The 15,209-nt window shown below is 67.2% G+C and carries 16 protein-coding genes; 13 read left to right on the forward strand and 3 right to left on the reverse strand.

Annotation, left to right across the window (positions count from 1 at the left end):
* The 4 genes from ACWDTP_RS31495 to ACWDTP_RS31510 form a co-directional block, all read left to right on the forward strand.
* A partial coding sequence (locus ACWDTP_RS31495; protein ID WP_450027138.1) for a coniferyl-alcohol dehydrogenase occupies nt 1-695 on the forward strand: 695 nt, incomplete at its 5' end.
* An 8-nt stretch (nt 696-703) separates the two neighbouring features.
* On the forward strand, nt 704-1,690 hold the full coding sequence (locus tag ACWDTP_RS31500; protein ID WP_450027152.1) for a cyclase family protein: 987 nt from the start codon (nt 704-706) through the stop codon (nt 1,688-1,690).
* Between the two features lie 7 nt (nt 1,691-1,697).
* Nucleotides 1,698-2,279, forward strand: coding sequence for an NADPH-dependent FMN reductase (locus ACWDTP_RS31505; protein ID WP_450027139.1), 582 nt, complete (start codon nt 1,698-1,700; stop codon nt 2,277-2,279).
* Entirely contained in the window at nt 2,276-3,115 is an 840-nt protein-coding gene (locus ACWDTP_RS31510; RefSeq protein ID WP_450027140.1) for an alpha/beta fold hydrolase, read from the forward strand. Before ACWDTP_RS31505 ends, ACWDTP_RS31510 begins: the two co-directional genes overlap by 4 nt.
* On the opposite strand, the gene ACWDTP_RS31515 is transcribed toward ACWDTP_RS31510, so the two are convergent.
* The 3 genes from ACWDTP_RS31515 to ACWDTP_RS31525 form a co-directional block, all read right to left on the reverse strand.
* Complete coding sequence (locus ACWDTP_RS31515; protein WP_450027141.1) at nt 3,091-3,648, reverse strand: TetR/AcrR family transcriptional regulator; 558 nt, start codon at nt 3,646-3,648, stop codon at nt 3,091-3,093. The genes ACWDTP_RS31510 and ACWDTP_RS31515 overlap by 25 nt on opposite strands.
* A gap of 77 nt (nt 3,649-3,725) precedes the next feature.
* The gene (locus tag ACWDTP_RS31520) at nt 3,726-3,941 is read right to left on the reverse strand and encodes a hypothetical protein (protein ID WP_450027142.1); all 216 of its coding nucleotides are present in this window, start codon (nt 3,939-3,941) and stop codon (nt 3,726-3,728) included.
* Between the two features lie 5 nt (nt 3,942-3,946).
* Nucleotides 3,947-5,020: an oxygenase MpaB family protein gene (locus ACWDTP_RS31525; RefSeq protein ID WP_450027143.1), complete on the reverse strand. Its 1,074-nt coding sequence runs from the start codon at nt 5,018-5,020 to the stop codon at nt 3,947-3,949.
* Nucleotides 5,021-5,199: 179 nt separating this feature from the next.
* Here ACWDTP_RS31525 and ACWDTP_RS31530 point away from each other — a divergent pair, with 179 nt between their 5' ends.
* The 9 genes from ACWDTP_RS31530 (at nt 5,200) to ACWDTP_RS31570 (ending at nt 15,163) form a co-directional block, all read left to right on the forward strand.
* Nucleotides 5,200-6,009 carry an SDR family NAD(P)-dependent oxidoreductase gene (locus ACWDTP_RS31530; RefSeq protein WP_450027144.1) on the forward strand — a complete coding sequence of 270 codons (810 nt, stop codon included), beginning with the start codon at nt 5,200-5,202 and terminating at the stop codon, nt 6,007-6,009.
* Between the two features lie 114 nt (nt 6,010-6,123).
* Nucleotides 6,124-6,774, forward strand: a complete 651-nt coding sequence (locus tag ACWDTP_RS31535) for a TetR/AcrR family transcriptional regulator (RefSeq protein ID WP_450027145.1) — start codon at nt 6,124-6,126, stop codon at nt 6,772-6,774.
* A 1-nt stretch (nt 6,775) separates the two neighbouring features.
* Entirely contained in the window at nt 6,776-6,970 is a 195-nt protein-coding gene (locus ACWDTP_RS31540; protein ID WP_450027146.1) for a ferredoxin, read from the forward strand.
* Between the two features lie 4 nt (nt 6,971-6,974).
* Complete coding sequence (locus tag ACWDTP_RS31545) at nt 6,975-8,192, forward strand: cytochrome P450 (protein WP_450027147.1); 1,218 nt, start codon at nt 6,975-6,977, stop codon at nt 8,190-8,192.
* Nucleotides 8,193-8,224: 32 nt separating this feature from the next.
* Nucleotides 8,225-9,409 carry an amidohydrolase family protein gene (locus ACWDTP_RS31550; protein ID WP_450027148.1) on the forward strand — a complete coding sequence of 395 codons (1,185 nt, stop codon included), beginning with the start codon at nt 8,225-8,227 and terminating at the stop codon, nt 9,407-9,409.
* A 20-nt stretch (nt 9,410-9,429) separates the two neighbouring features.
* Nucleotides 9,430-10,638 carry a M24 family metallopeptidase gene (locus tag ACWDTP_RS31555; protein ID WP_450027153.1) on the forward strand — a complete coding sequence of 403 codons (1,209 nt, stop codon included), beginning with the start codon at nt 9,430-9,432 and terminating at the stop codon, nt 10,636-10,638.
* An 8-nt stretch (nt 10,639-10,646) separates the two neighbouring features.
* Nucleotides 10,647-11,798 (forward strand): M24 family metallopeptidase, encoded by a 1,152-nt coding sequence (locus tag ACWDTP_RS31560; protein WP_450027149.1) that lies wholly within the window; start codon nt 10,647-10,649, stop codon nt 11,796-11,798.
* Nucleotides 11,791-12,750 (forward strand): enoyl-CoA hydratase/isomerase family protein, encoded by a 960-nt coding sequence (locus ACWDTP_RS31565; protein ID WP_450027150.1) that lies wholly within the window; start codon nt 11,791-11,793, stop codon nt 12,748-12,750. Before ACWDTP_RS31560 ends, ACWDTP_RS31565 begins: the two co-directional genes overlap by 8 nt.
* A gap of 4 nt (nt 12,751-12,754) precedes the next feature.
* Nucleotides 12,755-15,163 (forward strand): CaiB/BaiF CoA transferase family protein, encoded by a 2,409-nt coding sequence (locus tag ACWDTP_RS31570; RefSeq protein ID WP_450027151.1) that lies wholly within the window; start codon nt 12,755-12,757, stop codon nt 15,161-15,163.
* The last annotated feature ends 46 nt before the right edge of the window (nt 15,164-15,209 follow it).

Consider the following 15,209-nt stretch of genomic DNA (forward strand, 5'->3'; position numbering starts at 1 on the left):
CCGATCCCCGGCTCCCCCCCTATCCCCCCCCCTTCGTGTCCGTCGGGGCCCCCCGCGCCGCGCCGCCCTCTATCGTGGGGGCGCCCCCCCCGATCGACGGGCCGGTCGACGCGCTGTTCAACGTGGCGGGGGTGTCGTCGGGTATCGGCGATCCGCGACTGGTGGTGACCATCAACTTTCTTGGCACCCGGCACCTGACCGAGGCCCTGCTGCCGAAGATGCCCGACGGTGCGGCGATCGCCAACGTGTCATCGCTGGCCGCGGCGAACTATCGGGAGAACGCGGCGCAGACCGCGGGCCTGCTGGCCACCACATCGCCCTCCGACGGAATCGCGTGGTGTGAGGCCCACCCGGAGGCTCTGGCCGACGGCGGCTACCGGTTGTCCAAGGAGGCGATCATCCTCTACGGGATGACGCGGGCACTGGCGTTGGGGGAGCGCGGTATCCGGATCAACTGCACCGGACCCGGCGTCACCGACACTCCGATACTGGAGCAGTTGCGCGGCGCGTACGGGCAGGATTACCTGGACTCGTTCCCCAAGCTGCTGGGCCGGGTGTGTGGACCGCAGGAGCAGGCGTCGGTGCTGGCCTTCCTCAACAGTCCTGCGGCAAGCTATATCTCAGGACAAGTCATCTGGGTCGACGGTGGTAGCGTCGCCGCCCGGATCGCGGCAACCCTGGAAGGGGTGCAGTAGTGGCCGATATGACCGACTTCCGCCGCGTCGCCCACGATGTCTGCAACTGGGGGCGCTGGGGTGACGACGACGAACTCGGCACGCTGAACCACATCACCGCCGACAAGGTCACCGAGGCGGCCGGCCTGGTCAAACGGGGCAAGGTGTTCTCGCTGGGCGGCGACTTCGGGTCGGCGGGCCCACAGGGGGCATTCCAGTTCCGGCAGAACCCGACGCACGTGATGACGGTGGACGGGGGAGATGCGAACACGCTGGCGCAGTACGGGCCGCACTGGCTGCGCAACTCGGTGGCCCATCAGGTCAGCGAGTTCTTCGTCGACAATCCGTTCCGGTTCAACGACGACATGATCGTGATGCCGCTGCAGGCCGCCACCCAGTGGGACGCCCTGTCACACGTCTACTACGACGACAAGCTCTACAACGGATTCCCGGCCGATTCGGTCACCAGCTTCGGGGCCTTTCACTGCGGTATCGACAAGGTGGACGGTAAGGGAATCACCAGTCGTGGGGTACTGCTCGACGTGGTGGCCTACCGCGGTGCCGAGGTCTACCTGGAACCCGGAAACCCGGTGACGCCAGCCGAACTCGACGCGGTGGCCGCCGCGCAGGGCGTCACCGTCGGGCGGGGCGACATCGTGGTGGTGCACACCGGCTGGTGGACCCAGTTCTTGGCCACCGGCGACGGTGCCGAGCCGGGTTCGGGCCTGCACTGGATGTGCGCATCGTGGTTACACGACCATCAGATCGCGGCCGTGGCCGCCGACAATCTGATGGTCGAGGATCCCGATCCGGCGACCGGCGTGGCGGGCACCTTCCTGCCCATGCACATGCTGTGCCTGCGGGATATGGGCCTGATGCTCGGCGAGTACTGGGATCTGGGCGCGCTCGCCGCCGACTGCGCGACCGACGGCGTGTACGAATTCCAGCTCATCGCACCCCCGCTGCGGGTGACCGGAGCCGTGGGCTCCCCGGTGAATCCCATCGCGATCAAATGAGGGAGATATGACGTCAACTGAGAAGGTGCCGTTCGTGGTGGGTCTCGGCGGCACGCTGCGGGCCGATTCGTCGACCGAACGAGTGGTGCGCTACTGCCTGGACGCGGTGGAGCGCCAGGGCGGGCAGACCCGGATGTTCGCCGGCCCCGATCTGGAACTGCCGATGTACGCACCGCATTCCCTGGACCGCACCCCCGCCGCGCTGGAACTGGTGAAGGCGTTGCGCGACGCCGATGCCGTGGTGGTGGGCTCGCCCGGCTATCACGGGGCGATCTCGGGTCTGGTGAAGAACGCGCTGGACTACATCGAGGATCTCCGCGAGGATCCGCGGGTCTACCTCGACAACACCCCGTGGGGCTGTATCAGCTGTGCCTACGGGTGGCAGGCTGCGGTCGGCACGCTGAGCCAGCTCCGCTCGATCGGACATGCGCTTCGGGCCTGGCCGACGCCGCTGGGGGTGGCGATCAACTCCGCCGACCAGATCTGGGCCGAGACCGGTGAATTGGCCGAGGGTCCGGTGCGCGATCAGCTCGACATGCTGGCCAACCAGGTGCTCACCTTCGCCAGGTCCAGCGGGGCAGCCCGATGACCGACCGACGTCGCAGCCTCGTCGTCGACGGCCTGAGGACGGGCTATCTCGACGAGGGGCACGGCGATCCGGTGGTGCTGCTGCACGGCGGCGAGTTCGGCGTGAGCGCCGAGATCGGCTGGGAGCGCATCATCGGCGAGCTCGCCGGCCACTACCGGGTGCTCGCCCCGGACATGCTCGGGTTCGGTGAGAGCGCCAAGGTCGTCGACTTCAACGACGGTCGGGGTATGCGGATCCGCCACATCGCCAGGTTCTGCGCCGAATTGGGTGTCGACTCCGCGCATTTCGTCGGCAACTCGATGGGCGCGGTGAACCTGCTGGTCGATGCGACCTCGGAAACGCCGCGGCTGCCCGTCCGATCGCTGGTCGCGATCTGCGGGGGCGGGGAGATCCAGCGCAACGAGCACAGCGCGGCACTCTACGACTACGACGCGTCGCTCGACGGCATGCGTCGCATCGTCACCGCGCTGTTCGCCGATCCCGCGTATGCGGCCGATGAGGCCTATGTGCGGCGAAGGTACGAATCCAGCATCGCACCGGGGGCCTGGGAAGCCCTGGCCGCGGCCCGGTTTCGGCGACCCGGTCTGGAGCCGCCGGCGATGCCGTCGGCGCAACGGGCGTATGACCGCATCGGAGTGCCGGCCATGATCGTCGAGGGGGAGCGGGACAAGCTGCTACCCGCGGGCTGGGCCGCCGATATCGCCGGCCGGATCAGCGGTGCACAGAGCGCGGTCGTCGAGGCTGCGGGCCACTGCCCGCAGATCGAGCAACCCGGCGCCGTCAACGACCTGCTGCTGGAGTTCCTGGCGGTTCAGTCCACCCGCGTCGCGCGGTAGGCGGCGGGCCCGAAGATCTCGGCGAGGCCGTCGGGCCGCCATGTCCGGGTGTCGTCGAGCAGCATCCGGATGGCGCTCTCGCTGATCGCCAGGAACATCTCCGAGACCGGGATCAGCACGGTGTCGACATCGGCTACCTTGCGGCGCTGCAGCAGCGGCCGCATCACGGCGGCGACCTGATCGCGGATCTGGTTGCGACCCCTGGCGATCGCGGCGGCCAGCACGGGATCGGGGTCGGTGCCGAACATGATCCGCCAGGATGCGGGCCGTTCGTCGACCGCGCCGAGCAACAGCCGGAATCCGTCGACGAAGAGCTGCTCGATCGAGCCGGTCCGCTTCGGCGGCAGCATCGCCATCAGGCCGCTCAGCGCAAGCTCGGTTTCGCGTTCCAGCAGCGCGGCGAGGAGTTCGCCCCGGCCGCCGTAGCACGCATAGACGACCGGTCTGGTGACGCCCATCCTGGCCGCGACGGCGCCCATCGTCACCTTGCCGAGACCCGCTTCGGCGGCGATAGCCAATGCGGTGTCGAGCACCTGCGGGCGGCGCCGGTCGGGTCCGAGATGCTCGGCCCTGACCCGTTTGGCGCCGGTGACCGGAGGTAGTACGGTATTCAGACCAGGGTCACATTCGCGAAGAGCAGTACCGGCCAGGCCACGATCTCGCCGGCCGTGGAGGCCGCCAGATCAAATCCGGTGAGGGTACGCAGATGGTCGGTTTGCCTTGTGGCCCAGAATAATCCGATAGCCAGATACGGTATCCCCACCGTGACGGCCAGATAAGCGAGTTGGCGGATGCTGAGCCGGATGTCGAGCAGGTTGCGCAGCATTGTCATCACCTGATCGCGCCGAGGATGGGTTCGGATTCGACGATGCCCTGGTCGCTGGGCGCCTGGCCGTCGTCGAAGACGCGGGCAAGCTGCTTCTCGCGGAACTCGAGATGTGCCTGGGCGGGGATCGCGTAACCGTACTGCCGTTGGGCTTCGCGCGGGGTGAGGGTGACCCGGCAGTGCGGCGGGATCCCGCGCAGCACCCGGGTGCCGATCGGCAGGGTCGCCGGCGAGATCAGTCTCAGCAGGATGAGTTGCAGCCGGGTGCTCATGGAGATCACCGTGAACGCGGCGCTCATCGGCGGCACGATGGCGGCGTCGAGTACCCGGGAAGTGCTCAGACCACCCATCTTTCGCATCCAGCGTGGCATCGTGGCAAGGGTGGCCCGGCGCAGCATCGCGGTGATCACCATGGTGCCCGGCCGCAACAGCAGCGGCATCCGTGGCAGCATCACCTCCGCGCGCAGCAGATGGTTCATCGCCTTCTTCGCGATGTCCGAGCCGATCAATTGTGGCCGCATGGTCTCGAAGTACTCGCGGATGCCGTCACGGGTGCGCGGCACATCGGCCGGATCGAACGTCTGCAGTTCGGCGGCGCGGGCGCACTCGTTCCAGTACTGGGTCTCCTCCTGGTGAGAAAGCCGTCCCGGGCCGAATTTCTCGTAAGCGCACAGGATGGAGTGCCAGGCGGTCAGGTGGATCCAGAGCTGGGAGGCCGGGTCGTTGGCGTCGTACCCCCGCCCCGTCACCGGATCGGTGCCGACGGCCTTGGAATGGATCTTGACCAGGACGTCGGCCACCTCGGTGGTCGAGGCGCTGTCGTCGAAAGCGACCATGGCGAAGTACCGCAGGGTGCGGTCATATCGCGTTCTGGGCCGCTGGTAGATGCCCTGGGTCCGGTCGACTGCCGCGACGAGCGCGGGATCGAGTTCCTCGATGACGACCGCACGCTGGAACCCGATCGACAGCGAGGTCGGGTAACTCCACACCTTCCAGGTCACTGAGTTGGGTCCGAAGAACCCGTAGTCCTCGGCCGGCGCCGCGGAAGGTAATGCCAGCCAATCCCGGATCGAGCTCATGGCGCCCCCAATCGGTATTCCTACACTTTGTAGGATTCTGGCCGAAACGGTGTTGAAGGTCAAGGGGGAGGGGCGATGGCTCTATTCTGTTAAATCAATCGCTTGACTGAACCTGGTCGAAGGGGTTGAGTCGAAGAGCCGCCGCGGTGCGGCCGGCAAGGAAGGGGTTTTCGGCCTATATGAGCAACGAACTGGCGGGCAAAGTCGCCGTTGTCACCGGTGGTGCGGCGGGTCTCGGTGAAGGACTGGTGCGCCGGTTCGCCGCCGAGGGCGCCCGGGTGATGATCGGTGACGTCGAGAAGGATCGGGGTGCGGCGCTGGCCGCCGAGTTCGGTGACGTCGCGGAGTTCCTGCCCACCGACGTCTCGGACCCACAACAGGTCACCGCGCTGGTCGACGCCGCGGTCGAACACTTCGGCGGACTGGACGTCATGGTCAACAACGCCGGGGTATCGGGCACCATGCACCGGCGCTTCCTCGATGACGATCTCGCCGATTTCCACCACGTCATGGGTGTGAACGTGCTCGGGGTGATGGCCGGAACGCGGGACGCGGCACGGCATATGGCCACCAGTGGCGGAGGTTCGATCCTCAACCTGACCTCGATCGGCGGAATCCAGGCCGGCGGCGGCGTCATGACCTACCGCGCCTCCAAGGCCGCCGTCATCCAGTTCACCAAGTCCGCGGCGATCGAGCTCGCCCATTACGAGATCCGGGTCAACGCCATCGCGCCCGGCAATATTCGCACCGCGATCGTGGCGAAGTCCGCGTCGGCCGAGGACCGCGAGCAGCTCGAGCAGTTCGAGGCCGGGATCCGGGCTCAGATGCGTGCCGACCGGCCGCTCAAACGCGAGGGCACGGCAGAGGACGTGGCCGAGGCCGCCTTGTATTTCGCCGGCGACAAGTCGCGCTACGTCACCGGGACGGTGCTGCCGATCGACGGCGGCACGGTCGCGGGCAAGGTCATCGTGCGCAAGGAGAAGTCCTAGCGCGAGACGACGGTTCTTGGCGGGGTAACGCGGTTTTTCCGGCAAAAACCGTCGCCTCGGCGAGTATTAAATCAACTGCTTGACTTAATTACACGAAGAGGGTTGACTGTAACGGTGACCACAGCCAGTCGGGTAGCGCGGGCCAGCGGCACGCAGGAAGCCATCCTCAAGGCGGCCGAACGCCTGTATGCCGAGCATGGCGTGTTCGCGGTCTCCAACCGCCAGGTCAGCGAGGCCGCGGGGCAGGGCAACAACGCCGCAGTCGGCTACCACTTCGGCACCAAGACCGACCTGGTCCGGGCGATCGAACACAAGCACCGAGGACCCATCGAGGAGCTGCGTGAACAGATGGTCGCGGCCACCGGGGCGGCCACCGATCTTCGGGGCTGGGTGGGCTGTCTGGTTCAGCCCCTCACCGACCACCTTGCCGCACTGGGGAATCCGACCTGGTACGCCCGGTTCGCCGCCCAGGTGATGACCGACCCGGCCTATCACGACATCGTGGTCCGCGACGCGCTCAGCTCACCGTCCCTGGTGCAGGTCATCGATGGCATGACCAGCTGCCTACCCGATCTGCCCGCCGAAGTCCGGGCCGAACGCAACATCATGGCGCGCAATCTCTTGATGCACAGTTGCGCCGACCGGGAACGCGGTCTGGCGCAGGGCGTCGATGTCCCGCGGCCGTCCTGGGCGGCGGCGGCCTCCGGGCTGATCGATGCGATCGTCGGGCTGTGGCGCGCGCCGGTCACCGGGGAGTTGATCTGATGTGAGAATCGTTGTTGACCAGGATAAGTGCGTGTCCTCGGGCCAATGCGTGCTCAATGCCGGCGAGGTGTTCGACCAGCGCGACGAGGACGGCGTCGTCGAATTGCTGGAACCCGACCCGGGCCCGGACCATGCCGCCGCCGCCCGCCGCGCCGCTGCCGCCTGCCCAGCCCTTGCCATCGATATTGAGGAATGACTGCATGTCTGAAACGTTGACCGAAGTGGACGTCCCCGACTACCCGATGGAGCGCGACGCCCGGTGCCCGTTCGCGCCGCCGTCGCCGATGCTCGGAAACCCCAAAGGCCTGTTCCGCGTGAAGATCTGGAACGGCAGTACGCCGTGGCTGGTCACCGGCCACGAGCAGGCCCGCACGTTGTTCGCCGACTCACGGGTCAGCGTCGACGACCGCATTTCCGGCTTTCCGCACTGGAACGAGCACATGCTCTCCACCGTCGAAAAGCGGCCGCGGTCGGTGTTCACCTCCGACGCCGAGGAGCACACCCGCTTCCGCCGGATGCTGTCCAAGCCGTTCACCTTCCGCCGCGTCGAGGGGCTGCGCGCGGCGATCCAGAAGGTCACCGACGAATGCATCGATGCGATCCTGGCCGGGCCGCAGCCCGCCGACATCGTCGCGAAACTCGCGCTGCCCGTGCCGACCGTGGTGATCAGCGAAATGCTAGGCGTCCCTTATGAAGACCACGAGTTCTTCCAGGAGCACGCCAACGCCGGCCTGGCCAGGTATGCCGCCGCGGACGCCATGCAGAAGGGCGCCATGAGCCTGCACCAGTATCTGATCGATCTCGTCGAGGAGAAGCAGGCCAACCCGTCCGAGGACGCGGTATCCGATCTGGCCGAGCGGGTGACCGCCGGGGAGATCAGCGTCAAGGAGGCGGCCCAACTCGGTACCGGCCTGCTGATCGCGGGTCACGAGACCACCGCGAACATGATCGGCATCGGGATCCTGGCGCTGCTGGAGAATCCCGAACAGGCCGACTTCCTGCGCGACGCCGAAGATCCCAAGGTGATCGCCAACGCGGTCGAGGAACTGATGCGCTATCTGTCCATCATCCAGACCGGTCAGCGCCGGGTTGCGGTCGAGGACATCGAGATCAGCGGTGAGACCATCCGCGCCGGTGAAGGCATCATCATCGATCTCTCGCCGGCCAACTGGGATGCCAAGGCCTACCCCGAACCCGAGAAGCTGGACCTGGTCCGCGACGCCGGAGGGCAGCTGGGCTTCGGCTACGGCAGGCACCAGTGCGTCGGTCAGCAGCTGGCGCGCGCCGAACTGCAGATCGTGTTCCACACCCTGCTGCGCCGGATCCCCACCCTGCGCCTGGCCATCGCTCTCGACGAGGTCCCGTTCAAACACGACCGCCTCGCCTACGGCGTCTACGAACTTCCCGTTGCCTGGTAACCGGATAGCCCTGATTGGAGTACCAAGTGTCCATGAAAACCGCGGCGGACACCCTTGCCGCAACGCTCTATCCACCGGAAGGTTTCGGCGCGCCGAAGGACCGACGCGGACATGCGGTCGAGGGGGACCCGGCCGGATTACCTCAAGGCACCGTGATCTTCTCGGCCGACAATCACATCTCGGTGGCCGACGACATCTTCTACGATCGTTTTCCCGACGAACTCAAGGGTGCCGCGCCGCGCATCTGGTACGAGGACGGCGCCTACATGGTCGGGATGAAGGGCAAAGCCTGGACGGGCGGTGACTTCGGTCGCGTGCTCATGCAGTACGACGACCTCGCCGGGGCCGCGTCGAACAACATCGACGCCAGGGTCCGGGAATTGAAAGAGGACGGTATCGACAAGGAACTGGCGTTCCCCAATGCGGTGCTGGCCCTGTTCCACTACCCGGACAAGGCGATTCGGGAGCGGGTCTTCCGGATCTACAACGAGGTCATGGCCGAGCTGCAGGAACGCTCGGGCGGCCACTTCTACGGTGTCGGGCTGATCAACTGGTGGGATCCGAAGGGGACCCGCAGCACGCTCGAACAGCTGAAGTCCCTCGGTCTCAAGACCTTCCTGCTGCCGCTCAACCCCGGCAAGGACGACGATGGCAACATCTACGATTACGGCAGCACCGATATGGACCCCGTCTGGGACGAGATCGAGGCGGCCGGTCTGCCGGTCAGCCACCACATCGGCGAGACGCCGCCCAAGACGCCGTGCCAGAACAACAGCGTCGTCGTCGGCATGATGGTCAACGTCGATTCGTTCCGCGAGCAGTTCGCCAAGTACGTCTTCTCCGGGATCCTCGACCGGCACCCCAGCCTGAGGATCGGCTGGTTCGAAGGCGGTATCGCCTGGGTGCCGACGGCCCTGCAGGACGCCGAGCACATGCTCGCGTCGTACCGGCACATGTTCAACCACGAACTGCAGCACGACATCCGGCACTACTGGGATCGGCACATGAGCGCATCGTTCATGGTGGACCCGTTGGGGCTGCGCCTGATCGACGAGATCGGGGTCGACAATGTGATGTGGTCCAGTGACTATCCGCACAACGAATCGACGTTCGGGTACTCCGAGAAGTCTTTGGCCACCGTCGTGGAGGCGGTCGGTCCCGATGCCGCTACCAAGATCGTGAGCACCAACATCCAGAAGTTCCTGGGGATCTCGTGACCACGTTCGCGACGGCCGGGATGACCACGCTGGATATTCCGGAGGAGCCCGACTTCGCGCGGATGCGGCGCGAGGTCGGCGTGCGGTTGCGGGCCGCGATGCGCGAGCAGGGGGTCGATGCGCTGATCCTGCTCGGCAACGGCAACGTGGTGTACGCGACGGGCGCGAGTTGGCCGCTGCTCGACGCCGGGCTCTCCCACGTCGAGCGGCCCATCGCGATCATGCTCGCCGACGACGAGTACCCGCACCTGTTCCTCCCGGCCCGTGAGGGCGCTCCGCTGCGGACCGATCTGCCCGACGACCATCTGCACCCACCGCTGTACCTCGAATTCGAGGAAGGTGTCCAGCATTTCGGAACGGTGCTGGCCGGGCTGGTCCGGCCGGGCGCGACGGTGGCGGTCGACGAGCTGACGGGTGCGATGCGTCGCGCGGCCGACCGGCTGTTCCCCGGCAAGCCACCGGTGGACGCCGCGCCGGTGGTCGGCGCGGCGAAACTGGTCAAGACGCCCGATCAGATCGCGGCGGTCCGGCGGGCCTGCCGGATCACCGAGGAGGCCATGGTCGACGTGCAGAAGTCGCTGGCACCGGGCGTGCGGCAGATCGACCTGTCGGCGCAGTTCGTGCGTCGCGCCTTCGAACTCGGTGCCACCGCCAGCATGCTCGAGGCGATCTGGCAGGTGATGCCGTCGTCCAAGGCCGAAGGCACCTGGACCACGCACGGTGATCTGGCCCTGCCGCTGCTGTCGACCGAGCGTGAACTCGCCAAGGGCGATGTGCTGTGGACCGACGTGTCGATCACCTACGGGGGGTACTGCTCGGACTTCGGCCGCACCTGGATCGTGGGGCAGGAACCCACCGCACGCCAGCACGATCAGTTCCACCAGTGGCGCGACATCCTCCGGGCCGTGTTGGCGGTGACGAAAGCCGGCGCCACCTCGGGTGATCTGGCGCGTGCCGCGATCGCGGCCGCCGGCGGGCGCAAACCATGGCTGCCGCACTTCTACATCGGGCACGGGATCGGCGCCAACGCGGCCGAGATGCCCATGATCGGCACCGATCTCGGTGAGGAGTTCGACGACAACTTCGTGTTCCCGGCGGGGATGTTGCTGGTACTGGAACCGGTGGTCTGGGAGGACGGCACCGGTGGCTATCGAAGCGAGGAGATCGTGGTGATCACCGAGGACGGCTGGATGCCGTTGACCGACTACCCGTACGACCCGTACCTGTGAGCGGCGCGATGAGGACCGAGGCAAGCACCGAGGTAGAGGCCGACCCCCAGGACCTGCGGTACGGGCGCCGGGAACGGGTGCTGACCCAGATGCGGGCCCACGATCTGGACATCCTGGTGTTGGGCCGGCAGGCCAACGTGCGGTACGTCAGTGGCGCACCTCAGTTGTGGGTCGCGGGCACCCGGCCGTTCGGCCCGATCTGCTCGTTGGTGTGTGCCACCGGTGCCATCCACCTGAACAGCACCTGGGACGAGGGAATCCCTGAGGAGATTCCGCACGAGCATCTCTACGGGTTGGCCTGGAACCCGATGACGCTCATCGAGGTGCTCAAGACCATCGACGGCGCTGCAACCGCCGCGCGGGTCGGAACCGATGCACTGACACCGAATTTCGCCAAGCTGCTGCCGCTGGCATTCCCCAATGCCGAACTGGTCGATGGCGAGCAGGCCATGCGGGCCGCGCGCCGCACCAAGACACCTCAGGAGATCGACGCCCTGCGTGCGGCGGTCATTGTCGCTGAGCGCGGGCTGGCCGCCGCGGTGGCCGATCTGGTCCCGGGCAACACCGAGCGGATGCTCGCGGGCGCACTGATGGAAGCCGAAGCCGCCGGCGGGGTGAGTTCGCCGGCCACCCAGGACTCGGCGTGGATCACCAGCAAGGACAGCCCGTTCCGCCGCTGCGCCGGGGACGGGTCGTTGCGCGACGGCGATCTGGTGGCGGTGTCGGCCGGGGTGCTGGCACACGGCTACGTCGCCGAGGTCGCGCGCACCTGGCCGGTCGGTGACCTCACCGATCCGAGAGGTGTCGGGGCACTGTATGCCCGCCGTGACGCCCTGTGGGACAGACTGCTCGGTGCCTGCAGGCCGGGCGTATCGGCGAGCGCGCTGCTCGACGCGTACCGCGATGCGGGTGAGCAGATCCCGCCCATGCCGGTGGCGCACGGTCTCGGTCTGGGCTTCGATCCGCCGGTGGTGTCCCCGCAGCTTCGGGCGACCAACGATGCGGAGGTTTTGGAACCGGGCATGGTGCTGGCGGTCACCGCCCACGTGTGGCAGCCGGGCATTGGTGCGGTGTTCAGTCGCGATGCGGTGCTGATCACCGCCGACGGCGCCGAGGTGCTCACCGGTGCCCCGTCCTACAGTGCGGCCGCCCATGTCTGAGCGGCCCACACCGGAAGAGATCATTCTCTACGAGAAGGATCCCAAGACCAAGATCGCCACCATCACGTTCAACCGGCCGGAATTCCTCAACGCGCCGACGTCGCTGGCACGGCTGCGCTACGCCGACGTGCTGCGGGCCGCCAACGCCGACAACGACGTCAAGGTCGTCATCATCCGCGGCGTCGGGGACAACCTGGGCAGCGGCGCCGATCTGCCGGAGTTCATGGAGGGCAACGACAATCCCGCGGTGCGGCTCGCGGAGCTGCGCCTGGAGGACGAGGGCGTCGGCGAGGTGACCTACCCGCCGAAGGGGACGTTCCGCAACGGCGCCACCATCAGCGCCTGGTACGCCAACTCGCAGGCCGGTAACCGCGCCCTGCAGGACTTCAAGAAGATCAGCATCGTCGAGGCCAAGGGCTACTGCTACGGCTGGCACTTCTACCAGTGCGCCGACGCCGATCTGGTGATCTCCTCCGACGACGCGCTGTTCGGTCACCCCTCCTTCCGGTACCACGGCTGGGGTCCCCGGATGTGGACGTGGGTGCAGATGATGGGCCTGCGCAAGTTTCAGGAGATGGTCTTCACGGGCCGGCCGTTCACCGCCGCCGAGATGTATGACTGCAACTTCCTCAACAAGGTCGTGGCGCGGGATCAGCTTGAAACCGAGACGCAGCGGTACGCCCTGGCGTGTGCGCGGAACCGCCCGGTGGACACCGTGTTTCAGCAGAAGATGTTCTTCGAGATCTTCAAACAACAGCAGGGTGAGTACATGGGCAGCCTGCTCAGCGCGTTCTTCGAGTCGATGGGAAACGGCGTGGCCAACGACGGCGACGACGACCTCGACATGTTCGAAGCCATCGACACCGGACTGTCCGGCGCGGTCAACGACAACGACAGCAAGTTTCCACCCGACTTCCGGTTGAGCAAGAAGAACAGAGCGAAGCCCGAATAGACATATGGCGCCAGCATCGACGGGGCCGCTCGCCCCCTACACCGTCGTCGACCTGTCAACCGGCATCGCCGGTGCCTACTGCACCAAGATCCTGTCCGACGGCGGGGCAGACGTCATCAAGGTCGAGGCCCCCGGGGGTGATCCGCTGCGCCGCTGGTCGGCGTCGGGTGCGAAGTTCGACGGTGATGGGGCGTTGTTCGGCTTCCTGTCCGGCGGCAAGCGAAGCGTCGTCGCAGGCCCCGAACTGCTCGACCGCCTGGTCGCGGCGGCCGACGCCGTGGTGTGGTCGCCGGAATCGCCCGTCGCGCAGCAGATACCGCCCGAGCAGCTGTACCGCTCCCACCCACACCTGATCGTCACGGCGATCACGCCGTTCGGGCTGGACGGGCCGTGGAGCGACCGGCCGGCCACCGAGTTCACCCTGCAGGCCTGGTCGGGTGGCGCGATCGGCATCGGTCGTGGCACCCAGGACCGGGCGCCGGTGACGATCGGCGGTCAGGTGGGGGACTGGCTCGCGGGCGCCTACGCCGCGGCGATGACCCTGGCGTTCCGGGCCCGCGCCCTGCGTGACGGTCACGGCGAACTCATCGACCTGTCCAAGCTCGAAGCCCAGATCCTCGGGCTCACCTACTATCCGGTGACCTACTTCGAGATGCTCGGGCGGCCTTGGCGCACCGAGCGCAGGCCCACCGTTCCCGGGGTGGCGCAGGCAGCCGACGGTCTGGTCGCGCTCGGGTGCGGCACCGCGCAGCAGTGGTGGGATCTGTGCGCGATGTCGGGCCACGACGACTGGATCGACGAGAACTCCGAACTCACCATCACCGAGCAGGCCAATCAGCATGCCGGCGAGTTGTACAGCTGGATACGCGAGCAGAATGTGGACGATCTCCGCAATATCGCCTCGGCGTTCCGCATCCCCAACTCTCCGGTGGGCAACGGTGAGAACATCACGGCCATGGACCATTTCGCCGAACGCGGCGCGTTCGCACCCAGCCAGGACGGGGTGGTCCAGCCCAATCATCCCTACCGGCTGTCGGGTGTCACGCTACGGCCGTCGGCGCCCGCCCCGCGACTCGGCGAACACACCGACGCGGTCGGCTCGGAGCTGGTCCGGCGCGCGGGTCCCGACCGCGCGCCGGACCCCGACCGGTTGCCGTTCAGCGGGCTGCGGGTTTTGGATATGACGACGTTCTGGGCCGGCCCATCATGCACCCACATGTTGGGCATGCTCGGCGCCGACATCATTCATCTGGAGTCGACCGCACGCCCGGACGGCACCCGGCTGATCGCCGGTATCCCGGCCACCGAGGAGCAGTGGTGGGAGCGCTCGCCGATCTTCTCCGCGCTCAACACCAACAAGAAGAGCCTGACCCTGGATTTTCAGTCCGAGGCGGGACGGGACCTGTTGCGGCGCTTGATCGCGACCTGCGATGTGATGGTCGAGAACTTCACCCCACGGGTGATCGACCAGATCGGGCTCGACTTTGATGCGGTCCTGGCGCTGCGCGATGACATCGTCATGCTGCGGATGCCGGGATTCGGGTTGGACGGGCCGTGGCGGGACAACCCCGCGTTCGCCTACATCATCGAGGACGCGTCGGGGCTCAGCTGGCTCACCGGTTACCCGGACCGGACCCCCTTCGAACCGTATTCGGTGGGCGATCCAAATGCCGGCATCCATGCCTTCAACGCGTTGATGCTCGCTCTCGAGCACCGCAGACGCACCGGTGAAGGCGTGCTCGTCGAGGCCGCCATGGTGGACGCCGCGCTCAATATCGCTGGCGAGCAGGTCATCGAGTATTCGGCGTACGGTGCGCTGCTGCAGCGCGACGGCAACCGGGGCCCGGCGGCGGCGCCGCAGAACCTGTACCGGACAGCCGATATCGACGAGTTCGGCCGCGCCGACTGCTGGGTCGCGGTCGCGGTGAGCACCGATGCGCAATGGGTGGCGCTGCGGGATGCGATCGGCCGCCCAGGCTGGGCGTTGGCTCCGGAGTTGTCCACGGCGGCGGGGCGGCGCGCGCGTCACGACCAGATAGACGAGGGGTTGGCCGCGTGGTGCGCTCCGCGCAGTGGTGACGCCGTCGTGGACACCCTGTGGCCGGCCGGGGTTCCGGTGGCCAAGGTGATGCAGCCGCACCGGCAGTTGGAGCTCCTGCAGCTGCGGCACCGACGGTTCTTCGAGCACGTCGGGCACCCGGTGAACCTGGCCGCACCACACAGCACCCTGCCGGTCACATTGGCCAACGGGCCGCGGGCATTTCACCGCGAGCCCGCGCCGCTGCTCGGTGAGCACAACCATGAGCTGCTCACCGCGCTGGGCCTGTCCGGCGAGGAGATCGCCGCACTGATCGATGACGGGGTGATCGGCACCGAACCCGGGGTGGGCGGGCGCCGCAGGGCCGCTCACTGACATGGGCGAGCAGACGCGGGTGTACCCGGGAATGCGCATTCCCGGG

This window comes from Mycobacterium sp. NPDC003449 (assembly GCF_053588415.1).

Coding starts and splice junctions, on each gene's coding strand:
- ACWDTP_RS31550 (WP_450027148.1), top strand. CDS start 8,225: ATGAAAACCGCGGCGGACACCCTTGCCGCAACGCTCTATCCACCGGAA.
- ACWDTP_RS31560 (WP_450027149.1), top strand. CDS start 10,647: ATGAGGACCGAGGCAAGCACCGAGGTAGAGGCCGACCCCCAGGACCTG.
- ACWDTP_RS31500 (WP_450027152.1), top strand. CDS start 704: ATGACCGACTTCCGCCGCGTCGCCCACGATGTCTGCAACTGGGGGCGC.
- ACWDTP_RS31520 (WP_450027142.1), bottom strand. CDS start 3,941: ATGCTGCGCAACCTGCTCGACATCCGGCTCAGCATCCGCCAACTCGCT.
- ACWDTP_RS31530 (WP_450027144.1), top strand. CDS start 5,200: ATGAGCAACGAACTGGCGGGCAAAGTCGCCGTTGTCACCGGTGGTGCG.
- ACWDTP_RS31545 (WP_450027147.1), top strand. CDS start 6,975: ATGTCTGAAACGTTGACCGAAGTGGACGTCCCCGACTACCCGATGGAG.
- ACWDTP_RS31565 (WP_450027150.1), top strand. CDS start 11,791: ATGTCTGAGCGGCCCACACCGGAAGAGATCATTCTCTACGAGAAGGAT.
- ACWDTP_RS31510 (WP_450027140.1), top strand. CDS start 2,276: ATGACCGACCGACGTCGCAGCCTCGTCGTCGACGGCCTGAGGACGGGC.
- ACWDTP_RS31570 (WP_450027151.1), top strand. CDS start 12,755: ATGGCGCCAGCATCGACGGGGCCGCTCGCCCCCTACACCGTCGTCGAC.
- ACWDTP_RS31505 (WP_450027139.1), top strand. CDS start 1,698: ATGACGTCAACTGAGAAGGTGCCGTTCGTGGTGGGTCTCGGCGGCACG.
- ACWDTP_RS31555 (WP_450027153.1), top strand. CDS start 9,430: ATGACCACGCTGGATATTCCGGAGGAGCCCGACTTCGCGCGGATGCGG.
- ACWDTP_RS31525 (WP_450027143.1), bottom strand. CDS start 5,020: ATGAGCTCGATCCGGGATTGGCTGGCATTACCTTCCGCGGCGCCGGCC.